Source organism: Arthrobacter sp. SLBN-112, from assembly GCF_030944625.1.
GTDB lineage: Bacteria > Actinomycetota > Actinomycetes > Actinomycetales > Micrococcaceae > Arthrobacter.
Genome location: NZ_JAUSXY010000001.1, coordinates 2,688,959 through 2,713,963, shown reverse-complemented (window position 1 = coordinate 2,713,963; position 25,005 = coordinate 2,688,959). Strand labels below are relative to the sequence as shown.

Sequence of the window (25,005 nt, the reverse complement as noted above, 5' to 3'; positions counted from 1 at the left end):
GCCCCGGGCTGCGGTAAAGCTGACAGCCCCCGGATGCAGGAAGTCCCCGCCTGGTGGACTGGTCCCCCCGTAATGACGGGGGGAATGGTCCACGGGACGGGGACTTCATTGGCAACCTTTGACGCGCGGCCTAGAGTTCCGAAGCTGGAACGCCGACGCCGAGGATGATGGGTTCCGCTGACGGCTTGCCGGTATCAGCAGGCTTTGCCGTCTGCTGCTTCGCGGGTTCCGGGGCCTTGGCTGCGTGCGAGTGGCCGGTATTGGCGGCCTGCACGTTCTCATGGTGCTGGACAGCGGTTTCGTTGGCAGCACCCTGGGCCCGGCTGGCAGCCCGGTGGCGGCGCGGCCTGCGTTGGCGGGTCTGCTCCAGCGTGTGGTCGGAGTAGTCCTTCTCAGCCGGCGCTTGCCCGACGCGCGCCTGGGCTTCCCCGCCCTGCGGCAGGTGCTCCGGCGTGGCCTGTTCCGTTGCCGGCTCAGCGGCTCCGGTGTTCTCCGGCGCGGCCTCAACGGGCGACGCCGGCTGGCCGAGGTGGGCGAATGCTTCCGCGAGCCGGTCAAGCGTCAGGGCAGGCCTGGGTTGCTGCTCCTCCGCATGCTCCACGAACGGAAGCGGGACTTTCTCGCCGCCAAACGTCAGGACCGCCGCGGGACGACCGTGCGCGTCGGCGTCGTGCGCGTCACCGTCTGCTGCCTGAGTAGGCTGGACCGGCGTTTGCGGGGCCGGAGCCTGCTGTGCCGGCGCCTGCCGGGCGGCGGCCAGCTCGTCGTCATGCAGGTGGGCCGCGTGGGCGGCGGCGGCAATGTTCGCCAGGGCAAGCCTGGTGGCCTCCGCCTTGGCGTGCCGCTCGGCGTCGGCGGGATCAGGCTGCACGGTGTGGACGTGCACCGCAGGTGCCGGTATCGTCTCGGCCTGCTGGCCGCCACGTCCGCGCCGGCGTTTGCGCTCGGTCCGGGCACCGGGCTGGCCGGCGTCGGTCCGCTGCCCCTCGGGGCGGTGGGCTTCCCCACGGGCGTCGGGACGGTTGTCGGCGCGCTGGACGTGGTGTTCGGCCGCCACGATATTGGCCCGCCGGTGCTCCACGGGATCGTCGTGGGTCACCACGCCGCGTCCGGCGCACGCCTCACACTGCTCGCCGAAGACTTCCAGCAGGCCGGTGCCCATGCGCTTGCGGGTCATCTGGACCAGGCCAAGGGACGTGACCTCGGCGACCTGGTGCTTGGTCCGGTCGCGGCCCAGGCATTCCACCATGCGGCGCAGGACCAGGTCGCGGTTGGATTCGAGCACCATGTCGATGAAGTCGATCACGATGATGCCGCCGATGTCGCGCAGCCGCAGCTGGCGCACCACTTCCTCGGCAGCTTCGAGGTTGTTCTTGGTGACGGTTTCCTCGAGGTTGCCGCCGCTGCCGGTGAACTTGCCGGTGTTGACGTCCACCACGGTCATGGCTTCGGTGCGGTCGATGACCAGGGAACCACCGGAGGGCAGGAACACTTTCCGCTCAAGTGCCTTGTGGATCTGCTCGTCGATGCGCCAGGCGGAGAAGATGTCCTGGTCCTTGGTCCACTTCTCGAGGCGTCCCACCAGATCCGGGGCCACGTACGTGACGTAGGCCTCGATGGTGTCCCAGGCCTCCTCGCCGGAGACGATGAGCTTGGAAAAGTCCTCGTTGAAGACGTCGCGGACCACCTTGATGGTCAGGTCCGGTTCGCCGTACAGCAGTTCGGGGGCAAGGACCTTGGTGGAGGCGGACTGGCTCTCGATGCCTTCCCATTGCGCGCGGAGGCGGTTGATGTCGTGCGTCAGTTCTTCCTCGGACGCGCCCTCGGCCGCGGTGCGGACAATGACGCCGGCGTGTTCGGGGAGACGGTCCTTGAGGATGCGCTTGAGGCGGTTGCGTTCGACGTCGGGCAGCTTGCGGGAGATGCCGGTCATGGAGCCGCCGGGCACGTACACCAGGTAGCGTCCGGGCAGGGAGATCTGGCTGGTGAGCCGGGCGCCCTTGTGGCCCACCGGGTCCTTGGTCACCTGGACCAGGACGGTATCGCCGGACTTGAGCGCGTTTTCGATCCGGCGCTGCTTGCCTTCGAGGTTGACGGCTTCCCAATTGACCTCGCCGGCGTAGAGCACGGCGTTGCGGCCGCGCCCAATGTCAACGAACGCCGCTTCCATGGACGGCAGCACGTTCTGGACCTTGCCCAGATACACGTTGCCGATCAGCGAGTCCTGCTGGGTCTTGGACACGAAGTGTTCGGCCAGGACGCCGTCTTCGAGGACGGCGATCTGGATTCTGTCGTCACGCTGCCGGACGATCATCTGCCGGTCGACGGACTCGCGGCGGGCCAGGAACTCGGCTTCGGTGATCACCGTGCGGCGGCGGCCGGTGTCGCGGGATTCGCGGCGGCGCTGCTTTTTGGCCTCGAGGCGGGTGGAGCCTTTGACGCTGGTGACGCGGTTATTCACGGGCGCTTCGGTGACCGGGCGCGGCGCGCGGACACGGGTCACCGTGTTGGGCGGGTCGTCATCCCCGCCGCCGGTCAGCTCAAGGTCCTGGTCACCGCGGCGGCGGCGGCGACGACGACGGGAGGTCACACCGTCTTCCAGCTGCAGGCTGGCGTCCTCGTCACCTTCGTCATCGGCGTCAGCCCCTGCACTGGCGCCGTCGATGTCTTCGTCCGCCTTATCATCAACGCGGCTGCGGCCGCGGCGGCCACGGCTGCGGCGCCGGCGCCGGCCGGCCGAGTCGTCGGCCTCTTCGGCTTCGTCCTCGTCAGTCTCCTCAGTCGCGGGCACCGCAGGGCGGACCACAGTGCTCAAGTCCGGGGCCTGGAAGAGGACCGAGGTCGCGGAACCCGGTTCGAGGAACAGGGAACCAAAGGGGCTCGCCGCCGCAGCGGACGCGGCTTCGCTTCCGGCTTCAGGAGCGTCGGTGGCGGCGGCAGGCTCCGGTGACTGCGCAGCGTCCCGGGGGGCCTCCTGGACGGTGCCTGGTCCACCGGCGATCTCCTGGGCCGCGGGAGCTGCCTCGGGGGTTTCTTCCGCTGCCGCTTCTTCCACGGCTTCCGGTGCTGCAGGGGCGTCGGCAGCGCCATCCGCGGCCGGTGATGCGGCTTCCGGGGCCGGGGACGCGACCTTGCGGGTGGCTACCCGACGACGGCGGACGGGCTTCGTTTCGACGTCCGCTTCGGCATCCGTGGCGGGGACGGCGGCGGGGCTTTCTTCGGCCCGTACCGCTGCGGATACCTCAGCCGAAGGGGCGGCGGCAGCGGCAACGGACTCAGCGTCATCCGCGAAGGCCGGAAGGGGTTCAGCAGCGTCGGGCTTCTTCCGGGCACGGGTGCGGCGGGCCGGGGCCTTCTTCTCCGCGACGGGTTCTTCCACCGGCGTATCGCCGGCGGGTTCGGGTGCGGTGGCCCTCCGCCGGGGTCACGGCGTCGGCCTGGGGCGCCGCCTTGCGCCGGGTGCGCGGTGCCTTCTTGGGTGCAGCAGCTTCCGCTGCTTCGTCGTTAACTGCCAGATCTCGATCATTTTCCATATGTGGCAACACTCCTGCCCCTGACGTACCGCCACATCCGGCACCCATTGGGGCACATATTGTCAAAACCCGCAGGCGTTGACAGAAGTCAAATGGATGCTCCCAGGTTCGCACCGGCATTGGGGTGCGGCAGCCCACGGGAGCCGGCGGATGTTCTGAAACCCGTTGTTCTGCGTGCCACAACCAGGTGCCGCTCAATGGAGTCGCGGGAGTGCCGGAGAATTCCGAAGCCTGCCCTGCTCATCATTGGCGGTCTTGGGAACAAACCACCGGACCGGAGTCCGAATGTGGATCGGCTTCCAGCCACTGTCATTCTCTCATACCCGGGCGGGATCGCCGCGGAGGCCTGCGTTTCCGTTGCCTTCCCTGGGTGGAAGCACCAGCCACCGGCGTTACAATCAGGCACAGGAGCACCGGATGAAAAGGACGCCACACCCATGCCCAGCATCTCCCCCGTCAGCGCCCACGAAAGCGACCGCGCCGTCCAGCCGCGCACCAGTGCTGCCGAAAACATTCCCCCGATGACCCGGAACCGGCCGTTCGGCTGGCTGCTGGTCATCACCGGAATCGTGGGGTGGCTTGCCTCCGGAACGCTGGTCCTGGAGAAGCTCGAAGTACTCAAGGACCCCAACCACACCACCGTGTGCGACGTGAATCCCTGGATCTCGTGCGGCCAGGTCATGCAGACCTGGCAGAGCTCCGTGTTCGGCTTCCCCAACATGTTCATCGGCATCGTGGCGTTCGCCATCATCATCACAGTCGGCATGGCCCTGCTTTCCGGCGCCACCTTCGCCCGCTGGTACTGGGTTGGCCTGCAGGCAGGCGTCACGCTTGGCTTCGCGTTCGTGGTCTGGCTGTGGTCCCAGGCCCTTTACTCCATCCACATCCTCTGCCCGCTCTGCATGATCGTGTGGTCGGCCATGATCCCGCTTTTCGTGTGGACCACCATCCGGAACATCACGGCCGGCGTCATCCCCATGCCCGCCCGCGCAACCCGCATCCTCGGTGACTCCGGCTGGATCATCACGGCACTGCTGTACGTGGCCGTCATCGCCACCATCTTCTTCGCATTCATCCAGGTGTTCGCGGGAACATCCGGCTTCTGAACCGCAGACAAAAGAAGCCCTTGGTTCCGAAGAACCAAGGGCTTCTTGCTGTCCCGGGCCTGTCAGGCCTGGAACCAGATCTTGATCTCGCGCTCGGCGGAGTCGATGGAGTCCGAGCCATGCACCAGGTTCTGCTGCACCTTCAGGCCCCAGTCACGGCCGAAGTCGCCGCGGATGGTGCCCGGTGCCGCCGTCGTTGGGTCGGTGGTGCCGGCCAATGAACGGAACCCTTCGATGACGCGGTGGCCTTCGAAGATGGCTGCCACGACCGGGCCGCTGAGCATGAACTCCACCAGCGGCTCGTAGAACGGCTTGCCCACGTGCTCTTCGTAGTGCTGCTCCAGCAGTTCCCGGGTGGCGTCAACCTTCTTCAGCTCAACGAGGCTGTAGCCTTTGGCTTCGATCCGGGCCAGGATGGCACCGGTCAGGTTACGGGCGACGCCGTCGGGCTTGATCAGGACGAGGGTGCGCTCTGTAGTCACAACTGCTCCAATGGTTTGGGTGGGGTTTCGGGTCAAGTCTACGGGGACTAAGGCTGGGCCGGGCCGGCCGCCTGGTCCGGGTGGGAGGCTTCCCATTCAGCTTGCTCGCGTGCGCGCTGCGCCGCTTCACGGTCCAGCCGGATGCCGGTGCGGATCCCGTACCACCAGGCGATGGCGAACAGGGCGCCCACCAGGAACATGGCGGGCTCAAAGATCCCCGTCAGGATCAGGATGACCTGCAGGATCCACCCCAGTGCCACGCCCCAGGGCTTGTTGAGGACCGCGCAGGCCGCCACCATGACGGCGCTCAGGGCAAGGCCGACGCCCAGGATGAGGGCGGGCGGGAACTCCCCGCGGCGCAGGCCGAACACAGCCAGGGTGGCGAAGAACATGACGAACGCTTCCAGCAGCAGCACCGTGGAGGCGAACATCACTTTGGTGGAGCGGCGCTTCTTCGGCATCCCGGGGCGCCACTCGCGCTGTGCCTTTGTGAGTCTGGCCACGGATTACGCCTCAGTCTTCCCGAGCAGGATCCGGGCTTCGGCCACCAGGGTGATGGAGCCCGTGACCAGCACTGCGCCGGAGAGGTCGTCATTGGCTTCCGCCCGCTCAACGGCCCACTCCAGGGCGTCGTCCAGTTTCTCGGCGACGTGCACCTTGTCTTCGCCGAAGCCAAGGTCAACCGCGAGTTCTGCGAGTTCGGCTGCCGGAACCGCCCGCGGGGAGTTGGACTGGGTGAAGCAGTACTCGTCCGCCAGGCCGCCCAGGGATTCCTTGAGTTCGCGCAGGATCTCCTCGGCGTCCTTCTCCTTGAGCACACCCACCACCGGAACCAGCTTGGTGAAGGTGAATGCTTCCTGCAGGGCGGCGGCGGAGGCCTTGATGCCGTCGGGGTTGTGTGCGGCGTCCACGATGATGGTGGGCGCAGTGCGCACCACTTCCAGGCGGCCGGGCGAGGTCACTGCCGCGAACCCTTCCTGCAGGACCTCGAAGTCGAGTTCCTTTTCGCCTCCGAAGAACGCCTCCAGCGCGGCGACCGCCACGGCGGCGTTCTGGGCCTGGTGGGACCCGTGCAGCGGCACCAGCAGGTCCGGGTAGCGCCCGGCGATGCCCTGGATGGTGACCATTTGGCCGCCGACTGCCACGGTGCGTGACTCGACGCCGAACTCCACGCCCTCGAAGCGGAAGGGCACGCCCACTTCCTTGGCCTTCTCCAGCAGCACCTGGGCCGCGTCGATGGGCTGGGCGGCGCTGATGAGGTAGCCGCCGGGCTTGATGATGCCGGCCTTTTCGCGGGCGATGTCCTCCGTGGTGTCACCGAGCAGGTCGGTGTGGTCCAGGGAGATCGGCGTAACCACCGAGACCTGGCCGTCCCCGACGTTCGTGGCATCGGTGATGCCGCCCAGGCCCACCTCGATGACGGCCACGTTGACCGGCTGGTCAGCGAAAATGGCGAAGCCCAGGATGGTGAGGCATTCGAAGTACGTCAGCCGCGGCTGGCCTTCGGCTTCCAGTTCCGAGTCCACGATCTGCAGGTAGGGCCGGATTTCGTCCCATATCCGCACAAAGGTCTCATCAGGCACGGGGTGGCCGTCGATGCTGATCCGCTCGGTGACCTTGGACAGGTGCGGGCTGGTGTACCGTCCCGTACTCAGGCCGTGGGCGCGGAGCACGGACTCGATCATCCGCGACGTGGAGGTCTTGCCGTTGGTTCCTGTCACGTGGATGATCGGGAACGCCTTGTTGGGTTCACCGAGCACGTCCATGGCGCGGAACAGCGGAGCCAGGCGCGGCTCCATCTTGTTTTCCGGCGCCCGGCCCAGCAGTTCGGCGTAGACGCTTTCCACCGAAAATTCGTCGGTCATGTCCTAGGCCTCCACTTTTTCCACCACGACGGCGGGTTCGTCCACGTCTGCCGGTTCAGCAGCCAGGTCAACGGTCAATGTCTCGCCCTTGACCAGTTCGGCGTTCGCCAGCAGTGCCGCCACGACGTTCTGCGCGGCGGTGACCGTGGTACGGATCCGGTCGCTCACGTTGAGCCCGGCGTCCTTGCGCGCCTGCTGGATGGCCCGAACCATGTCGCGTGCCATCCCTTCGGCCTCAAGCTCGGGCGTGACCTCGGTGTTGAGCACCACGAAGCCCCCGCCGGGCAGGACGGCCACGGCCTTGGAGCCGCCGTCACCGCCGTCGGAATCCGCAACGACCGTCTCCAGGGTGTACTCCTGGTGCTCCAGCCGCAGCCCGCCCGCGGTGACCACACCGTCGTCGTCCACTGACCAATCGCCGGACTTGGCGCCCTTGATGGCAGCCTGGACGTTCTTGCCCAACCGCGGGCCCGCGGCGCGGGCGTTGACCACCAGCTTCTGCTGGATGCCGAATTCCTCCGGCGACGCGCTCTCGGCGTCGAGCAGGCGGACAGCACGCAGGTTGAGTTCATCGGCAACGACGGCGGCGAAACCATCCAGCGCGCCGGCACCGGGTGCCACCACGGTGAGCTCCTGCAGGGGCAGGCGGACACGGAGGTTGGCTGCCTTGCGGAGCGAGGACCCGGTGGAGCAGATCTGCTGGACGCGGTCCATGGCTTCCACGAGGGACGGGTTTGCCGGGAAGAGGCCCGCGTCCGGCCAGTCGGCGAGGTGCACGGACCGGCCGCCGGTCAGTCCGCGCCAGATCTCCTCGGACACCAGCGGCAGCAGTGACGCCGCGGCGCGGGAGACCGTCTCGAGGGCCGTGTAGAGGGCGTCGAAGGCGTCCTTGTCCTCATCAAAGAACCGCTGCCGGCTGCGGCGGACGTACCAGTTGGTGAGCATGTCCAGGTAGCTGCGCAGCGAGTCGCAGGCACCGGAGATGTCATACGAGTCCAGCTGCGCGGTCATATTCCGGACCAGGTCGCCGGTGTTGGCCAGCAGGTACTGGTCCAGGGTGTCGGCGTAGCCGTCGTAGCGCAGCTTAGCGTCGTAGCCGGCGCCACCGTTCGCGGCGTTGGTGTACAGCGTGAAGAAGCTGTAGACGTTCCAGAGCGGCAGGATGACCTGGCGGACGCCATCACGGATGCCTTGTTCAGTGACGATCAGGTTGCCGCCGCGGAGGATGGGGCTGGACATCAGGAACCAGCGCATGGCGTCGGAGCCGTCGCGGTCCAGGACCTCGGAGACGTCCGGATAGTTGCGCAGGCTCTTGGACATCTTCTGTCCGTCCGAGCCCAGAACGATGCCGTGGCTGATGACGTTCCGGAAAGCCGGGCGGTCGAACAGCGCCGTGGAGAGGATGTGCAGCATGTAGAACCAGCCGCGGGTCTGGCCGATGTACTCCACGATGAAGTCCGCCGGGTTGTGCGTGTTGAACCAGGCTTCGTTCTCGAATGGGTAGTGCACCTGGCCGTAGGGCATGGAGCCGGAGTCGAACCAGACATCCAGGACGTCCTCGACGCGGCGCATCACCGACTGGCCCTCTTCCGGGGTGCGGGGGTCGTCGGGGTTGGGCCGGGTGAGCTCGTCGATGAACGGCCGGTGGAGGTCCACCTGGCCGTCCTTGTTCAGGGGCAGCCGGCCGAAGTCCGCTTCCAGTTCGGCGAGGGAGCCGTAGACGTCGGTGCGCGGGTATTCGGGATCCGTGGACTGCCAGACAGGGATGGGGCTGCCCCAGAAGCGGTTGCGGCTGATGGACCAGTCGCGGGCGTTGTCCAGCCACTTGCCGAACTGGCCGTCCTTGACGTTGCCGGGGATCCAGTTGATCTCCTGGTTCAGCTCGGACATCCGGTCCTTGAACTTGGTGACCTCGACGTACCAGGAGGACACGGCGCGGTAGATCAGCGGGTTGCGGCAGCGCCAGCAGTGCGGGTAGCTGTGCTCGTAGCTCGCCTGACGGACAAGCCGGCCCTGGGCGCGGAGCACCTGGGTGATGGGCTTGTTGGCCTCGAAGACCTGCAGTCCGGCGATGTCGTGAAGGTCGCCGTGCTTGAACAGGGGCAGGAACTTTGCGCCCTCGTCGACGGAGAGCACCACCGGGATGCCGGCTTCTTCGCAGACCTTCTGGTCATCTTCGCCGTAAGCCGGGGCCTGGTGCACGATGCCAGTACCGTCCGTGGTGGTCACGTAGTCGGCCACCAGGAAGCGCCAGGCGTTCTCCATGCCGTACTTTTCGTTGTCGGCGAAGTCATCCCAGAGCCGCCGGTACGCCAGGCCCTCCAGCTCAGCACCGGTGTGCGTGGAAACGACCGCCGCTTCGGCGTCCTCGAAGCTGTCGTAGCCGAGGTCTTTCGCGTAGTTGCCCAGCAGGTCTGCCGCCAGCAGGAAGCTGCCCGTCACCGGGGCGTCCGCCGAGGCAGCCTTGACGCCGTTGGGCCCGACGGGCAGCACCGCGTAGGTGATGGAGGGGCCGACGGCGAGCGCAGCGTTGGTGGGCAGCGTCCAGGGCGTGGTGGTCCAGGCGAGGGCCTGGACGCCGTCGAGCTGCTTGGACAGCGCGGATTCGCCGGCCACGATGGGGAACGTGACGGTGACCGTCTGGTCCTGGCGGTTCTTGTAGACGTCGTCGTCCATGCGCAGCTCATGGTTGGACAGCGGCGTCTCGTCCTTCCAGCAGTACGGCAGGACCCGGTAGCCGTTGTAGGTCAGGCCCTTGTCGTGCAGCTGCTTGAAGGCCCAGAGGACCGACTCCATGTACTCGACGTTCAGGGTCTTGTAGTCGTTGTCGAAGTCCACCCAGCGTGCCTGGCGGGTGACATAGCTGCGCCATTCATCGGCGTACTTCATGACGGAGGCCCGGCAGGCGTCATTGAACTTGTCGATGCCCATGGCTTCGATCTGGGTCTTGTCCGTCATGCCCAGCTGCTTCATGGCCTCGAGTTCGGCGGGCAGGCCGTGCGTGTCCCAGCCGAACCGGCGCTCCACGCGCTTGCCGCGCTGGGTCTGGTAGCGGCCCACCAGGTCCTTGGCGTAACCGGTGAGGAGGTGTCCATAGTGCGGCAGGCCGTTGGCGAACGGCGGGCCGTCGTAGAACACGAATTCGTTGCTGCCCGGCTCGCCGCCGGGGGCGTCGGCGCTGCGCTGGTCGATGCTGGCCTGGAAAGTTCCGTCCTGGTCCCAGTACTTCAGGATGCGCTCTTCGATCTCCGGGAACTTCACGGAGGCGGAAACGCCGGCATTGCCGCTGGCTGGGGTGCTGGAGGCTGAGGCCTTGGGGTAAAACGTCATGTTCGACATCCTGGGTTGGGCGCGGTGAACCTCCGGCGCAGGCCGGCTGTTCCGTTCAGGATGCGAGGACGGCGTCCGTGCCGCCCTGGGACTGCACGCTCACCGCGGTACCACCTCACTTACCGGCGCTGCGTGTCCCTCGCGGAACGGGCGCCGCACCGGCCTCTCGTTAACTGCTGTGACGGGCTTACCCGTCCGGTTCTACTGACGCGGCCGGCCCTGGACGGGCGGCAGCGGGTTCTTCCGGAAGCTCACCGGTGATTGCCGGGTCATAGCCACAGGCCAGTCTACTATTTCCGTCGCGTCCAGTGCCATTCCGCGCGTCGGAAGTCCCACACCTACGTATCCGAGCCGCGGACATATCGGGTTCCCTTAGCACCGCAGGAGGGAAGTCGCGGGCCGCATTAGGGGTTTCCCTCTATGATGCCGGAACTGGGGCTCGAATAATGGACAGATGCAAGAGATCCGCGGGTCTGGGCCGGCCGGGCGCGGGGGGCGCCTACGCCGTGCGGGCTCCTGGGCCTTGTGGTCGGCTGCAGCCCTCCTGTGGCTGCCGGTCGCTGGACTGACCGCGTTGCGTCTCACTGCAGGAGACTTCGGCACCCCCTGGGTCCAATTGCTGTCCCTCTTCCCGGCGAGCCTGCTCCCATCTTTGGCAGCGGCGGCCGCAGCTCTTGCCGCCGCGGCGCTGGAGCCACGAGCTGCGCGCACGATGCTGGCGACGCTTACGGTTGGCGTCCTGCTTGTCCAAATGCTGCTGGTGGCGCCGCGGATTATCCAAGGCTCCGAATCACCCCGCAGAGCCGCCGAAGCGCAGCACAGCGCCTTTGCCTCCGGCGCCAAGTCCGCCCGGCCGCTAACCGTAATGGCGCTGAACGTGGGGTCCAAGGGCGTTGACGCGGCCGCGCTAATCGCGCAGGCCCGGGCCTGGGGCGTGGAAATCCTGGCGCTTCCAGAGTTGGCGCCAGAAGGGGTGGAAAGCCTTGCGGAGGCAGGCATTGAAGCGGACTTTCCCTACCGGGTCCTCGACGTTGACGGGGCCGGCACCGGCAACGCAATCTTTTCCCGCTATCCCCTCCAACCGATGGGCCGCGTGACCGGGACGTCCTTTTACCAAACCCGGGCGGTTGCCTCCGTTCCGGGCTTGGGCGAAGACATCTATCTGACATCTGTCCACGTTGATTCCCCGCGTCCCGGACGTGTACCAGCCTGGCGCGCCGAACTCGAGCAGCTGGCAGACCTGCATCTGGATCTGCCCCCGGGCAGTAGAGATGTCCTTCTGGGCGACTTTAATGCCAGCCAGGACCATGCCGGGTTCCGGAACATCCTCGCGGCCGGTTTGGCTGACGCTGCGCAGGCCGTCGGCAAGGGACTGGCACCCACCTGGCCGGCAAATGCTCCGGCGCCCGCCTTTACAGCCATCGACCATGTCCTCGCCGGCCCCGGCTTCACGGTCCTGGCTTTCAGCACGGTGAGTTTTCCTGGGACGGACCACACCGCCGTTATCGCAACCCTGGGCGTCGGATCCTGACATTCCCGCCGAACCTCAGCGTCCCAGGGCTGACCACGGGGGGCATGTTGCCTAGACTCGCTCCATGACAGCTTCGAAGCGTTCCGCAGGGGCCGCGCGTGCGGCTGCGGCATGCCGGTGGCTGTTCCTGCCCGTGGCACTTCCGGTGGCGGCGGTTTCGGCCGTCCGCGCCGTACCCGCAGACTGGCCGGTGCTCGGGGTGCAGCTGGTGGCCTTCACCCCGTGGCTCGCCGCCCCCGGAGCGGCCGCAGTTGTCCTGGCCTTCGCCGGGCGACGCCGCTGGCAGCAGGTTGTGGCAGCCGTCCTGCTGGGATGCCAGGCGCTGTGGCTTTTTCCGTTGGACATTCGGGAGCCCGCGGCCGAGGCAGCGGCGCCGGTCCCGCTGGTTGCCATGACCATCAACGCGGAACTGGGCGGCGCGGACGCATCCGGCATCGTGGAGCTTGTCCGTGACCGGCACGTGGACCTGCTCGCGGTGGAGGAATACACACCCGCACTGGAACGGAAGCTTACCGAGGCTGGACTGGACCAACTGCTCCCCCACCGGGTTGCCCATGCCAGGGAGGGCGCAGGCGGCGCCGCCATCTACTCAACCTACAAGCTCAAGGAGGCCGGCGTGCTCCCCGGAACGCAATTCACCATGCCCGTGGCCCGTCTTGAGCTTGCAGATGGCAGCGGGACGTCGCTGCGGATAGCAGCCGTTCACACCTTGGCACCCGTAGGCGACGCCCTCCAGCAATGGCGCAGCGACCTCGCGGCCGTGGGGAGAGTGGACAACGGCGCCGGTCCGCTGCTGCTGGCCGGCGACTTCAACGCCACCTATGACCACCACGAATTCCGGTCGCTGCTGGCCGGTACCGGGGGCAGCCGGACCCTCGTGGACGTGGCCGCGTCCCTTGGAAGCAGGCTCGTGCCCACCTGGCCGATGCGCGGCTACCGGCTGCCCGGCATCACCCTGGACCATCTGGTGACCAGCCCGGACATCCGGGGCTCGGGCTATTCGGTCCAGCGGGTTCCGGGCACTGACCATGCGGCGGTGGTGGCCACCCTGCACATCAAGGGTTCCTAGCCCTTCCGGATCAGTTTGTGGGTTGCGGCCTGCGCCACCGGCCGGATGACGATCTGGTCCAGGTTGACGTGGTGCGGGGCGGATACCGCGTAACGGACCACATCTGCCACATCCGCGGCGGTCAGCGGCTTCTCCACCCCCTGGTAGACCTTCCCGGCGGCCTGTGCATCGCCCAGGCGGTTAAGCGCGAATTCCTCGGTCTGCACCAGGCCCGGCGCCACCTCGATGACGCGCACGTTGTGCTCCGCTTCCTCCAGGCGGAGGGCACTCGTCAAGGCGTGCTGGCCGAACTTGGCCGCGTTGTACCCTCCGCCACCCTCGTAGGCGTCCAGGCCCGCCGTGGAAGTCAGGTTGAGCACTGTTCCCCGGCCGGTGGCGCGGAGCATCGGCAGGAAGGCGCGGGTGAGCTTCATCGTTCCAAGGACGTTGACCCGGAACATCCACTCCCAGTCGGCGGTGCTGGCGGCGCCCACCTTATCCGCCCCGCGGGCGCCGCCGGCGATGTTGATGAGCGTATCGATCCCGCCCGCCTCGGTGACCCGGGCGAGAAGCCGGGACACGTCGTCGTCCTCTGCGATGTCAGCAGGGATCGCGACGGCGCCCGTCTCCCCTGCCAGGGCGGCGAGGCGGTCGGCGCGGCGTGCGACGGCGAAGACCGTCCAGCCGTCCGCGCTTAGCGCGCGGACCGTCGCTTCCCCGATTCCGCTGCTCGCGCCGGTCACCAGTGCTGCCTTTTTCTGCAAGTCCTCAGTCATGGCACAACCCTAACGGGACCAGCGGGGAACGTCCGGAAACGTAACCACAGCCGGGCCGGGGTGGTCGGACCGCACGTCCGGAAGCAGTGCCGGGGAACGGTGCCGCCCGGGCTGGACGAGGTTGGTTGGGTGGGATCGGAGCGGGCATGAAAGAATTGCCCAATGGCTGAAGACATGCAGGGTACAGACACGCCCACCACCGCCCCCATCAACGTTCCGGACAAGCCGGCCCTCGAAGGCCTCGAAGCCGCGCTCACCCGGCGCTGGCTGTCCGAAGGAACCTACAAGTTCAACCCCGACACCACCCGGGAGCAGGTCTACTCGATCGACACTCCCCCGCCCACCGCATCGGGCTCCCTGCATGTGGGGCACATGTTCTCCTTCACCCAGACGGACGTGCAGGCCCGCTACATGCGCATGACGGGCAAGAACGTCTTCTACCCCATGGGCTGGGACGACAACGGCCTGCCCACCGAGCGCCGGGTGCAGAACTACTACGGCGTGCGGTGCGACCCCGCCATTCCGTACAACGCCGACTACCGGCCGCCGGCCCAGCCCGCCAAGAACCAGCGGGACTTCGATGTCGTGTCCCGCCAGAACTTCATCGAACTCTGCGAGGAACTCGCCGTTGAGGACGAGAAGGTCTTCGAGAACCTGTTCCAGACCCTGGGCCTGTCCGTTGACTGGGACCTGACGTACCGCACCATCGATGACACGTCCCGTGCCGTGTCCCAGCGCGCGTTCCTGGCCAACCTGGCCGCCGGGGACGCGTACATGGCCGAGGCCCCCACCCTGTGGGACGTAACGTTCCGCACGGCCGTGGCCCAGGCCGAGCTGGAGGACCGAGAAGTCCCTGGCGCCTACTACCGCTACCCCTTCTTCACCGAAGACGGCGAAAAGATCTTCATCGAGACCACGCGTCCGGAGTTGCTGGCCGCATGCGCCGCCTTGGTGGCAAATCCCGACGACGAGCGGTACCAGCCGCTGTTCGGCAAGACCGTGACGTCGCCGCTGTTCGGCGTCGAACTGGAAGTCAAAGCCCACCCGCTGGCAAAGGCGGACAAGGGCTCGGGTATCGCCATGGTGTGTACCTTCGGCGACTTGACCGATGTCACCTGGTGGCGCGAACTGCAGCTGCCCACACGCGCCATTATGGGCCGTGACGGCCGCATCATCGCCGAGACCCCTGAGTGGATCACCAGCGAGTCCGGCAAGGAAGCGTACGCCGCGATTGCCGGCAAGACCGCCTTCTCCGCGAAGGAGGCCGTGGTGGAACTGCTCAAGGACGCTGACCTGCTGGACGGCGAACCCAAGAAGATCACCCACCCGGTGAACTTCTTCGAAAAGGGCGACAAGCCGCTGGAAGTGGTGACCTCCCGCCAGTGGTACATCCGCAACGGCGGCCGCGATGAGGACCGCCGCGAACGCCTGATCGGCCGCGGCAAGGAGATCGACTTCCACCCGTCCTTCATGCGCTCCCGCTACGAGAACTGGATCGCCGGCCTGAACGGCGACTGGCTGGTCTCCCGGCAGCGCTTCTTCGGCGTGCCCATTCCCGTCTGGTACCCGCTGGACGGGCAAGGCAACCCGGACTACGACAACCCCGTCCTCCCCTCGGACACCATGCTCCCCGTGGACCCGGCAGCGGACGCCGCCCCGGGCTTCGAGGAAGCGCAGCGTGACCAGCCCAACGGCTTCACCGGCGATGCCGATGTCCTGGACACGTGGGCCACCTCATCCCTGACCCCGCAGATCGTGGGCGGCTGGAGCCGGGACGAGGACCTCTTCGCGAAGGTGTACCCGTTCGACCTCCGCCCCCAGGGCCACGACATCATCCGTACCTGGCTGTTCTCCTCCGCGGTCCGCGCCGATGCCCTCCAGAAGAGTGCGCCCTGGAAGCACGCCGCCATTTCCGGCTGGATCCTGGACCCGGACCGCAAGAAGATGTCCAAGTCCAAGGGCAACGTGGTAGTCCCCACCGATGTGCTCAATGAGTACGGCTCGGATGCCGTCCGTTACTGGGCTGCCTCGGCGCGGCTCGGGGCCGACACCGCCTATGAGATTGCCCAGATGAAGATCGGCCGGCGCCTGGCCATCAAGCTGCTGAACGCCTCCAAGTTCGTGCTGAACCTGGGTGCCACCGAAAACTCCGTCCTCTCGGACGACCTTTCGGTACTGACCAACCCGCTGGACCGCGCGCTACTGGCGCAACTGGCCGACGTCGTTGCCCAGTCCACAAAGGCGTTTGAGAACTACGACTACGCCCGCGCCCTGCAGCTCACGGAATCGTTCTTCTGGCAGTTCACGGACGACTACGTGGAACTGATCAAGGACCGCGCCTACGGTGCCGCCGGCGAATCGGAGCAGGCATCGGTGCTGGCCGCCCTGGCCACCACCTTGGATGCCCTGCTGCGGCTCTTTGCCCCCTTCCTGCCGTTCGCCACGGAGGAAGTCTGGAGCTGGTGGCGCAGCGGCTCCGTGCACCGGGCCGCCTGGCCTTCGGCGCTGGAGATTCCCGGCGGTGACACCACCATGCTGGCAACCGTGGGGATTGCCCTCAGCGGCGTCCGCAAGGCCAAGTCCGAGGCGAAGGTCAAGCAGCGGACGGAGGTGCTGTCAGCTACGATCACTGCCGCGGAGGCCCTGACGGCGCAACTGCAGGCCGGGCTGGCGGATTTGAAGGCGGCATCGAACGCCCGGGAAATTACCTTGGTGGTGGGTGACGGGGACCTTGCGGTGACCGATGTTGCCCTCGCCGCGAGCGACGAGCCCGCCAAGGCCTGACCGGCCGGCCGGAAGCCGGCCCTGCGCCCGGCGGCCGTTTTAGGCAAAGGGGAAGCCCCATCAGCGTTTTGCCGTTGGTGGGGCTTCGACTTTTTCGGCCATCTGGTGACGTTTTTCCAATGGTCTGGCAGGATCCGCTGAGTTTCCAGGTCTTACTACACCGTCACTGGTAGCTTGCATTCGACTTCGCCGATGGCTGCGTCGAAATTGCATATCACTGAATCTTTGGTTCCTGCGTCCCGCTTCTTTCGAAGTGGGTAAGAACCATTGTTCTCCCGCCCCGGTCCACGTGCAAGGGCCCCGGGGGAACTACTGTCATGTAGTTCCCCCGGGGCCCTTGGCGTGCTGTCGATAAGCGCCTAGTCGAATTCGGGGCTTTCAGTGCGGCTGCGCTTCAGTTCGAAGAAGTGCGGGTACCCGGCGATTGCCGTGGTGGCGTCCCACAACTTGCCCGCTACCTCGCCGCGGGGAATGCGGGTCAGCACGGGTCCGAAGAACGCTGTTCCATTGAACGCAACCACCGGGGTTCCGACATCCTGGCCCACCAGGGAAATGCCTTTGTCGTGGCTGGCCCGGAGTAGGGCGTCATAGGCGTCAGTGGTTGCGGCGTCGGCCAGGGACTCCGGGAGGCCGCATTCGGCGAGGGCCTTGGCAATGACCTCCGAGCGGTCCTTCTCGCCACGGTCGTGAATCAGGGTTCCCATGGCGTCGTAGAGCGGCTTGATGACCTGGGGGCCATGCTCTTCCCGGGCGGCAATGATCACGCGGACCATGCCCCAGGCGTTGTCCATGGATTCCCGGTAGGACGGCTCAAGGTCGCGGCCCTCGTTTAGCACGGCGAGGCTCATCACGTGCCATTCGGTCTCGATGTCACGGACGGCTTCCACCTCGCCAATCCAGCGGGACGTAATCCACGCGAACGGGCACAGGGGGTCGAACCAGAAGTCGGCTTTGTTCTTGGCGGGTGCAGTCACGGTGTCCTCTCGGTCAGGCAGACTTGCGGCGCTTGGCCGCGTGCGGAATCAGGGTGGGTTCGGCGCCCCGCAGCACCACGTCTTCGGTGATGACCACGCTGGCAACGTCCTCGCGGCTTGGCAGATCGAACATCACCGGAAGCAGGACTTCCTCCAGGATGGCACGGAGGCCGCGGGCGCCGGTCCCGCGCTCAAGGGCCTGCTCCGCGATGGCATCCAGGGCAGTGTCGTCGAACAGCAGGTCCACGCCATCGATCTGGAACATCTTCTGGTACTGCTTCACCAGGGCGTTCTTGGGGGTCGAGAGAATCTGGATCAGGGCGTCACGGTCCAGGTTGGAGACCGTGGTGATGACGGGAAGCCTGCCGATGAATTCGGGGATCAGTCCAAACTTCAGCAGGTCCTCCGGCATGACCTCGCCGTAAGAGTCAACCTTCTTGCTGGCCTCATTGAGGGGGGCGCCGAAGCCGATGCCCTTGCGCCCGGAGCGGGAGCCGATGATCTCCTCCAGCCCGGCAAACGCACCGGCCACAATGAACAGGACGTTCGTGGTGTCGATCTGGATGAATTCCTGGTGCGGATGCTTTCGGCCGCCCTGCGGCGGCACCGACGCCACCGTACCTTCCAAGATTTTCAGGAGGGCCTGCTGGACGCCCTCGCCGGACACGTCCCGGGTGATGGAAGGGTTTTCGCTCTTGCGCGAGATCTTGTCGATTTCATCTATGTAGATGATGCCCTGCTCGGCCTTCTTGACGTCGTAGTCAGCGGCCTGGATGAGCTTGAGGAGGATGTTCTCCACGTCTTCGCCGACGTAGCCGGCCTCGGTGAGGGCGGTGGCATCTGCCACGGCGAACGGGACGTTCAGGCGCCGGGCAAGCGTCTGTGCAAGGTAGGTCTTGCCACAGCCGGTGGGTCCAATGAGGAGGATGTTTGATTTGGCGATTTCCACGTCGTCGTGGTGCCCGGCGTCGCCAAGGCTCCCGGACTTGGGCGCGTGCCCGGCCTGGATTCGTTTGTAGTGGTTGTAGACCGCGACGGCGAGGGAACGCTTGGCGGGCTCCTGGCCAATGACGTATTCCTGCAGGAAGTCGAAGATCTCCCGCGGTTTGGGAAGTTCGAAGCTGCCGAGGTCCGCGACCTCGGCGAGTTCCTCTTCAATGATTTCGTTGCATAACTCGATGCATTCATCGCAGATGTAGACACCGGGCCCGGCAATGAGCTTGCGGACCTGCTTCTGGCTCTTTCCGCAGAAAGAGCACTTCAGCAGATCAGTGCTCTCGCCAATCCGAGCCATATGTGAACCCCTTAGTATCCTGCTGCCAGGCAGCCCTGCGCCATTGCTGAAAAATCGTTCCCGGCCAGCGGAGGCCGGATTGTGACATCTTCCACTCTAGGTCACATTCGACGCCAAGGGTGGAATGAAAAGGCCGGTGCGGCCAAATGAATCTGGCCTGCACCGGCTTTCCGGATTGTTACCGGGTGATCGCTTGGGGTTTGATCTTGCGGGAATCAAGGACCTGGTCGATGAGCCCGTAGGTCTGGGCTTCAGCGGCAGTGAGGATCTTGTCGCGCTCGATGTCGTTGTTGACCTGCTCGGACGTGCGTCCGGAGTGGTGGGCGAGGGTGTCCTCCAGCCAGGAGCGCATGCGCATGACCTCGGCAGCCTGGATCTCCAGGTCGGAAGCCTGGCCGCCCTGGCCGCCGGAAAGTGCCGGCTGGTGGATCAGGACGCGCGCGTTGGGCAGGGCCAGCCGCTTGCCGGGGGTGCCAGCTGCCAGAAGCACGGCGGCCGCGCTGGCGGCCTGCCCCAGGCAGACAGTCTGAATCTCGGGGCGGATGTACTGCATGGTGTCGTAGATGGCCGTCATGGCAGTGAACGAGCCGCCGGGCGAGTTGATGTACAGGGTGATGTCGCGGTCCGGGTCCGTTGACTCCAGGACCAACAGCTGGGCCATGATGTCGTCAGCCGACGCGTCGTCCACCTGGACGCCGAGGAAGATGATGCGGTCCTCGAAGAGCTTGGTGTACGGGTCCTGGCGCTTGAAGCCGTAGGGCGTGCGTTCCTCGAACTGAGGCAGGACGTAGCGGCTGGACGGAAGATTCCCGGCGGACCACCCGAAGTTGTAGTTCATTGTGTTTGCTCCTGATCGAAGGGGTTCTGGATGCCGGTTAGTTCTGGGAGGCTGATTCGCCGGAGGATGAGTTGGACGTTCCGCCACCGCCGGAGACCGAGCCGGCATGCGCGGCGATCTTGTCGAAGAATCCGTATTCAAGGGCCTCGGCGGCGGTGAACCACTTGTCGCGGTCGTTGTCCTTGAGGATGGTCTCAACGGTCTGGCCGGTCTGCTCCGCGGTCAGTTCCGCCATGACCTTCTTCATGTGCAGGATGAGCTCGGCCTGGATCTTGATGTCCGAGGCGGTGCCGCCGATGCCGCCGGAAGGCTGGTGCATCAGGACGCGTGCGTTCGGCGTGGCGTAACGCTTGCCCTTGGTGCCGGAGGACAAAAGGAACTGGCCCATGGAGGCTGCCAGGCCGGTGGCCACGGTGACGACGTCGTTGGGAATGAACTGCATGGTGTCGTAGATGGCCATGCCTGCCGTGACGGAACCGCCGGGCGAGTTGATGTAGAGGTAGATGTCCTTTTCCGGATTCTCGGCGGACAGCAGCAGCAGCTGCGAGCAGATTGCGTTGGCGTTGTCGTCACGCACCTCCGAGCCCAGCCAGATGATCCGCTCCTTGAGGAGGCGGTTGTAAATGTAGTTGTCCTGGGCTGCAGGATCGACGGTCGCCATCCGGGGGGCCTCTGAGTGCTGTGACATGTTTATTTACCTCTCACTGGTGACGGTGACATCACTGAAAATCACTACTTGGACACTAACCGGTTTCCCGGACGATTTGTTCGCGCACTCACTGCTGTTCGCTGACGGCGCACGATCGGAGAACGGCGCACGCCCCGGTTTCCGGACCAACGCGAACGACCCCCCGGATCGGAAGGATCCAGGGGCCGTTGGCTGCGGGCGGGAAGGACTATGCCTTGGCCTCGGCAGTGGTTTCCTCTGCCTCGGCAACGTCAGTTCCGGCCGCTTCGGTGGCGTCGTCAGCAGCTTCCGCAGCGGGAGCTTCCTCGCCGCCGGGACGGACGAAGTCGCTCAGGTCAACAGCCTTGCCCTCGGTGTCGGTCACCGTGGCCTGGCCGAGGACGACGGCCAGTGCCTTGCGGCGGCGGACCTCGGAAACCATCATGGGGACCTGGCCGCTCTGATCGATGATCTGGGCAAACTGGTTGGGGTCCATGCCGTACTGGCTGGCGGTGGTGACGATGTAGTCGATCAGCTCGTTCTGGCTGACGTTGACTTCCTCCTTCTCGGCAATGGCGTCAAGGATGATTTCGTTCTGGAAGGCGCGGGCCGTATTGGCCTTGACCTCGGCGCGGTGCTCTTCGGTGTCGTGCTCACCGTCTCCGTGGCCGTTGCCCTCCTGGAAGTGGGCTTCGAGCTGCTCCTCCACCACCGAGTCGGGAACGGGGACCTCAACCAGCTCCACGAGCTTGTCCAGGACCTTGTCGCGGGCTTCTACACCCTGCTCAACGATCTTGGAGTCGGCAGCCTGCTTGGCCAGGTCCTCGCGGAGCTCGGCGAGGGTGTCGAATTCGGAAGCCAGCTGGGCGAAGTCATCGTTCGCTTCGGGCAGTTCGCGTTCCTTGACGGCCTTCACGACCACCTTGACCTGGGCGGCTTCGCCGGCGTGGTCGCCACCGACCAGGGTGGTGTCGAAGATGGCATCTTCATCCGCGCTGAGCCCGGTGACGGCCTCGTCCATGCCCTCGAGCATGGTGCCTGCGCCCACCTGGTAGGACAGGCCGGCAGCGGAGTCAACCTCTTCGCCGTCGATCGTGGCGGTGATGTCGATGGTCAGGAAGTCGCCGTCGGCAGCGGGGCGGTCAACGGACTTGAGGGTGCCGAAACGGCCGCGCAGCTCGTCAAGGGCCTTGTCGACGTCCGATTCGGAGGATTCCGCGGCGGCAACCTGGACCTCGATGCCGGCGTAGTCCGGGAGCTCGATTTCGGGGCGGACGTCAACCTCGGCGGCGAACTTGAGGCCACCATCGGTTGCGGAGGGGTCCGGTACCTCGGTGATCTCCACCTCGGGACGGCTCAGGGGGCGGATGCCGGATTCCTGCACCGCAGCCTGGTACCAGCCGTTGAGGCCGTCGTTGATGGCGGTCTCCAGGACGTAGCCGCGGCCGACGCGCTGGTCGATGAGCTTGGCGGGAACCTTGCCCTTGCGGAACCCGGGGACCTGGATCTGCGACGCAACGGTCTTGTAGGCCGAGTCGATGCTGGGCTTCAGTTCCTCAAAGGGGACCTCAACATTGAGCTTGACCCGCGTGGGGGTGAGGTTCTCGACAGCGCTCTTCACGGTCTAAGTACTCCTGGGTTGTGGGATGGGTTTCTGCAAACGCAATAGATGTCCAGGCCTGCTGGTCCTGGCCGCAGAGTCGGGGTGACAGGATTTGAACCTGCGACTTCCTGCTCCCAAAGCAGGCGCTCTAGCCAAGCTGAGCTACACCCCGTAAGTGCACAGGCAAGTCTACGGTGATACGCGTCGCGAATGCACATTTGACACGTAGGCCATGGATTAGGTTTAGTTGTATCCGGCTTCAACAGCCAGCCCGGAGTTTCCGCGAAAACGGATCTTCCTTCGGGGACGTAGCTTAATGGTAAAGCCTCAGTCTTCCAAACTGATTACGCGGGTTCGATTCCCGTCGTCCCCTCCACGAACACAAGAAGGCCCCTCTTTCGAGGGGCCTTCTTGTGTTTATACATCTGCCGGCAAGAACCGTCGTGGGGCACTTTGGCGGCGTCAGAGGGAACAACGTACGACGACGGGCGGCGTGTCCGTGTCAAAGTGCCCCGTTTTCGCGTGGCGGCAGTGGCCCGGCTAGTCCCGGGGCTGCTGGCAGGAGGGGCACCAGTAGAGGTTCCGCCCCACCAGGTCGGTGACGAGCACGATGGTCCGGCACACCCTGCAGGGAAGGCCCTGCCGCTTATAGACGAAGTGGACGTCCTCGCGGATGGGGAAGTGCAGGCTCTTGGACGGCACGGGGGTCCCGGCTGCGGCAGCCTTGGCGGCGGTGGTGCCGTTGAGGGTCCAGTACTTCGGCGGCGTGGTGATGATCCGCCCGTCGGTGACGCCGTCGGCCATGACGGTGACGACGTCGCGCCACAGCTTCCGGGCATCGCTGTCCGGGAGGGCGCCGCCGGGAAGCCACGGATCCAGCCGGCGCCGGAACAGCACTTCAGCGCGGTAGACGTTGCCTACCCCGGCAATGATTTTCTGGTCCATGAGCAGCGCTGCCAGCGGCGTCTTCCGGGTCCGAAGGTTCGCAGCGAACCGGCCTGCGTCGCCGCGGAGGTTCCGCAGCGGATCCGGCCCAAGCCGCGCCAGGACGGCGTCGGCCTCGGCGGCGGTGATGGTTTCGCAGGTGGTTGCCCCGCGCAGATCCGCCCAGCCGTGGCTTCCGGCCAGCCTGACACGGACGGCCCCTACGGGCGCGGGCGGACCATCGTAAAGTGCGCCGCCGTCGTCGTCCGCGTCTGCGAAGGCTTCCCGCTCCCCCACCCGGCGTGGCGCGCCAATGCTGGAGGCGCCGGCGAAGGTGCTGTCGCCGCCGAAGCTCCAGGCACCGTACAGCCCGAGGTGGACGTGCAGCACCAGTGCGTTGTCAAAGTGCAGGAAGAGGTGCTTGCCGTGCGCCTCGGCGGCGACGATGGTGTGCCCGTCGAGCAGGGCAGCTCCCCCGGCGAACCTGCCTTGGGGACTGGAGACGGCGAGGGTTTCGCCGAGGAAGACGTCGCCGAACTGCCGGGCGAGCCGGCGGACCGAATGTCCCTCAGGCACTACTCGATGACCTCGCCCGTGGCCTCGTAGGCTGCGATCTTTCCGATCCGGCGGACATGCCGTTCATCGTTGCTGAACGGCTCGGCCAGGAAGGCTTCGATCAGTTCGGTGGCTTCTTCCACCGAGTGCTGGCGTCCGCCCACGGCTACGACGTTCGCGTCGTTGTGCTCGCGGGCCAGGGTGGCGGTGGAGAGGTTCCACGCCAGGGCGGCACGCACGCCCTTGACCTTGTTCGCGGCAATCTGCTCGCCGTTTCCGGAACCGCCCAGCACGATGCCCAGTGCGTGCACGCCCGCCTGCTGGTCAGCGACCACCGCGAGGGCGGCGTTGATGCAGAATGACGGGTAGTCGTCCTGGGCGTCGTAGACCTTGGGCCCGTGGTCCACCACGTCGTATCCCCTGCCTGTCAGGTGGGACACCAGATGGGCGCTGAGCTCCATGCCGGCGTGGTCGGTGGCGATGTGGACCCGCGGGAAGGCAGGGGAAGTTGTCACGAGCAAGATCCGTTCGGTTCGGTGGGCTGGCAGGCCGGCCGGGTGGGGGCCGGAACAACACCGATAAGGATACTAGGACTGCCGGGGTCAGGACTCCGGCTGCTCCGCGGCGCCCGGCGGCCCGCCCCCGCGCCGGGCCCTGGCCGCCACCCGGGTCAGGACATCGGCCAGCCGCGCCGCCGAAGCCTGGGTGCCGCCGCTCACGGCCAGGCGCTGGCCGTCCGTCTTGCTCACGACGACGGCGGGCCCGCTGCTGACGAGCATGGCCGCGGTGCCGCGGTGGTGCCGGTAGCCCCACCCGCCGTAATCCGCGGCCCTCACCTCGGCTGCGCTGGCGGCCGAAATGGCGCCGGCGGGGACGTCCATGACAGGTACTACACCGGCAAGCAGGACCTTCAGGCCGCGGCGGTCGGCCTTGACGCGGGCGAATAGAAACGCCGCGCTGACGGCAGCCAGGAGGACCAGCAGGATCCCCAGCCAGGGCACCACGACGGCGAGGAGCGCCGCCGGGAAAAGCGCGGCGACGCCGATCATGACGAAGACCGAGCTCCGGGCGTGCACCCACAACCGGAACGTGTCCAGGGCGAGTTCCGGGTCGGTTTCCTTGGCGATGGCTGTCTGCAGGGCACGGTCGTCATCCGGGGACCACTGCCGGTCAGCCTTGTAGACCATGGCCATGGTGACGCCCAGGGAAACGGCGGCACCGCTTCCAAGGGCCAGGACGGTCATGTCCACGCGTGACTGCCGGGCGTCGGCCAGCCCCACCTGGCCGATGAGTCCTGCCGCCAGGGCCGAGGTGATGAAAAGGCTGAGGAAGAACCCGACCCCCATCATGATCCGGCGCATCAGCACGGGCCTGCCCAGGGGTACCGCCTGCAGCAGGACCAGCCAGCCGGCAATGACAATCGCTGCTGCCCCTGCGCCCACGTAGGCGCCGAACGGGGCAAAGGCTGCACCGCCGTCGTCAGTCCAGCGCACCGCGACCGGGTCCGGAAGGTCCGGGCGGAGCAGCCAAGCGCAGAAGGCGAAGGCGGCGGCGAGCGCGACGGGGAACCCGACGGCAAAGCGCAGGGCCTTGGCATCCACCGAATCCAGCAGCTTTCCCATGCATCCAACGCTACCCCTGCCGCCGCCTCCGGAAATCACCTGCTCGTGACCGCGGCGCGCTGTGACCCGGGCA

General features: G+C 66.3%; 17 protein-coding genes, 2 tRNA genes and 1 pseudogene. 5 read left to right on the top strand and 15 right to left on the bottom strand.

Translation table 11 applies throughout. From position 1 onward, the window contains the following. Positions 1 to 130 precede the first annotated feature (130 nt). Positions 131 to 3,533: pseudogene (locus tag QF050_RS12740) on the bottom strand (Rne/Rng family ribonuclease). A gap of 437 nt (positions 3,534 to 3,970) precedes the next feature. Here QF050_RS12740 and QF050_RS12735 point away from each other — a divergent pair. Further along, positions 3,971 to 4,639: a vitamin K epoxide reductase family protein gene (locus QF050_RS12735; protein ID WP_308930741.1), complete on the top strand. Its 669-nt coding sequence runs from the start codon at positions 3,971 to 3,973 to the stop codon at positions 4,637 to 4,639. 62 nt (positions 4,640 to 4,701) lie between these two features. Here the strand turns inward: QF050_RS12735 and ndk are convergent, their stop codons facing one another. From ndk to ileS, 4 genes are read right to left on the bottom strand one after another with little or no spacing between them, the layout of a single operon-like run. Then, positions 4,702 to 5,121 (bottom strand): nucleoside-diphosphate kinase, encoded by a 420-nt coding sequence (gene ndk / locus QF050_RS12730; RefSeq protein ID WP_308930740.1) that lies wholly within the window; start codon positions 5,119 to 5,121, stop codon positions 4,702 to 4,704. Between the two features lie 47 nt (positions 5,122 to 5,168). Beyond that, the gene (locus QF050_RS12725) at positions 5,169 to 5,624 is read right to left on the bottom strand and encodes a DUF4233 domain-containing protein (RefSeq protein ID WP_308930739.1); all 456 of its coding nucleotides are present in this window, start codon (positions 5,622 to 5,624) and stop codon (positions 5,169 to 5,171) included. Positions 5,625 to 5,627: 3 nt separating this feature from the next. Beyond that, entirely contained in the window at positions 5,628 to 6,986 is a 1,359-nt protein-coding gene (locus QF050_RS12720; protein ID WP_308930738.1) for a folylpolyglutamate synthase/dihydrofolate synthase family protein, read from the bottom strand. Positions 6,987 to 6,989: 3 nt separating this feature from the next. Next, positions 6,990 to 10,316, bottom strand: coding sequence for an isoleucine--tRNA ligase (gene ileS, locus QF050_RS12715; RefSeq protein WP_308930737.1), 3,327 nt, complete (start codon positions 10,314 to 10,316; stop codon positions 6,990 to 6,992). A 574-nt stretch (positions 10,317 to 10,890) separates the two neighbouring features. Between ileS and QF050_RS12710 the strand changes: the two genes are divergently transcribed. Continuing rightward, positions 10,891 to 11,847, top strand: coding sequence for an endonuclease/exonuclease/phosphatase family protein (locus QF050_RS12710; protein WP_308930736.1), 957 nt, complete (start codon positions 10,891 to 10,893; stop codon positions 11,845 to 11,847). 64 nt (positions 11,848 to 11,911) lie between these two features. Then, a complete protein-coding gene (locus QF050_RS12705) occupies positions 11,912 to 12,916 on the top strand; it encodes an endonuclease/exonuclease/phosphatase family protein (protein ID WP_308930735.1) in 1,005 nt (334 codons plus the stop codon). On the opposite strand, the gene QF050_RS12700 is transcribed toward QF050_RS12705, so the two are convergent. Next, positions 12,913 to 13,671, bottom strand: a complete 759-nt coding sequence (locus tag QF050_RS12700) for an SDR family oxidoreductase (RefSeq protein ID WP_308930734.1) — start codon at positions 13,669 to 13,671, stop codon at positions 12,913 to 12,915. The genes QF050_RS12705 and QF050_RS12700 overlap by 4 nt on opposite strands. 162 nt (positions 13,672 to 13,833) lie before the next feature. On the opposite strand from QF050_RS12700, the gene valS reads away from it, so the two are divergent. Beyond that, positions 13,834 to 16,455 (top strand): valine--tRNA ligase, encoded by a 2,622-nt coding sequence (gene valS, locus QF050_RS12695; protein WP_308930733.1) that lies wholly within the window; start codon positions 13,834 to 13,836, stop codon positions 16,453 to 16,455. Between the two features lie 359 nt (positions 16,456 to 16,814). Here the strand turns inward: valS and QF050_RS12690 are convergent, their stop codons facing one another. From QF050_RS12690 to QF050_RS12665, 6 genes are all read right to left on the bottom strand, one after another. After that, a complete protein-coding gene (locus QF050_RS12690; RefSeq protein ID WP_308930732.1) occupies positions 16,815 to 17,429 on the bottom strand; it encodes a DsbA family protein in 615 nt (204 codons plus the stop codon). 13 nt (positions 17,430 to 17,442) lie between these two features. After that, a complete protein-coding gene (clpX, locus tag QF050_RS12685) occupies positions 17,443 to 18,723 on the bottom strand; it encodes an ATP-dependent Clp protease ATP-binding subunit ClpX (protein WP_308930731.1) in 1,281 nt (426 codons plus the stop codon). A gap of 178 nt (positions 18,724 to 18,901) precedes the next feature. Further along, on the bottom strand, positions 18,902 to 19,561 hold the full coding sequence (locus tag QF050_RS12680; RefSeq protein ID WP_308930730.1) for an ATP-dependent Clp protease proteolytic subunit: 660 nt from the start codon (positions 19,559 to 19,561) through the stop codon (positions 18,902 to 18,904). A 37-nt stretch (positions 19,562 to 19,598) separates the two neighbouring features. After that, positions 19,599 to 20,222, bottom strand: a complete 624-nt coding sequence (locus tag QF050_RS12675) for an ATP-dependent Clp protease proteolytic subunit (protein WP_308932164.1) — start codon at positions 20,220 to 20,222, stop codon at positions 19,599 to 19,601. A 235-nt stretch (positions 20,223 to 20,457) separates the two neighbouring features. Then, a complete protein-coding gene (gene tig / locus QF050_RS12670; protein ID WP_308930729.1) occupies positions 20,458 to 21,849 on the bottom strand; it encodes a trigger factor in 1,392 nt (463 codons plus the stop codon). Positions 21,850 to 21,928: 79 nt separating this feature from the next. Further along, positions 21,929 to 22,003: transfer RNA gene (locus QF050_RS12665), tRNA-Pro, on the bottom strand. A 130-nt stretch (positions 22,004 to 22,133) separates the two neighbouring features. Here QF050_RS12665 and QF050_RS12660 point away from each other — a divergent pair. Beyond that, a tRNA-Gly gene (locus tag QF050_RS12660) sits at positions 22,134 to 22,207 on the top strand. 164 nt (positions 22,208 to 22,371) lie between these two features. Here the strand turns inward: QF050_RS12660 and QF050_RS12655 are convergent. From QF050_RS12655 to QF050_RS12645, 3 genes are all read right to left on the bottom strand, one after another. Then, entirely contained in the window at positions 22,372 to 23,331 is a 960-nt protein-coding gene (locus tag QF050_RS12655; protein ID WP_308930728.1) for a DNA-formamidopyrimidine glycosylase family protein, read from the bottom strand. Beyond that, positions 23,331 to 23,825: a ribose-5-phosphate isomerase gene (locus QF050_RS12650; RefSeq protein ID WP_308930727.1), complete on the bottom strand. Its 495-nt coding sequence runs from the start codon at positions 23,823 to 23,825 to the stop codon at positions 23,331 to 23,333. Before QF050_RS12650 ends, QF050_RS12655 begins: the two co-directional genes overlap by 1 nt. Before the next feature lie 87 nt (positions 23,826 to 23,912). Next, a complete protein-coding gene (locus QF050_RS12645) occupies positions 23,913 to 24,932 on the bottom strand; it encodes a hypothetical protein (RefSeq protein ID WP_308930726.1) in 1,020 nt (339 codons plus the stop codon). Positions 24,933 to 25,005 lie beyond the last annotated feature (73 nt).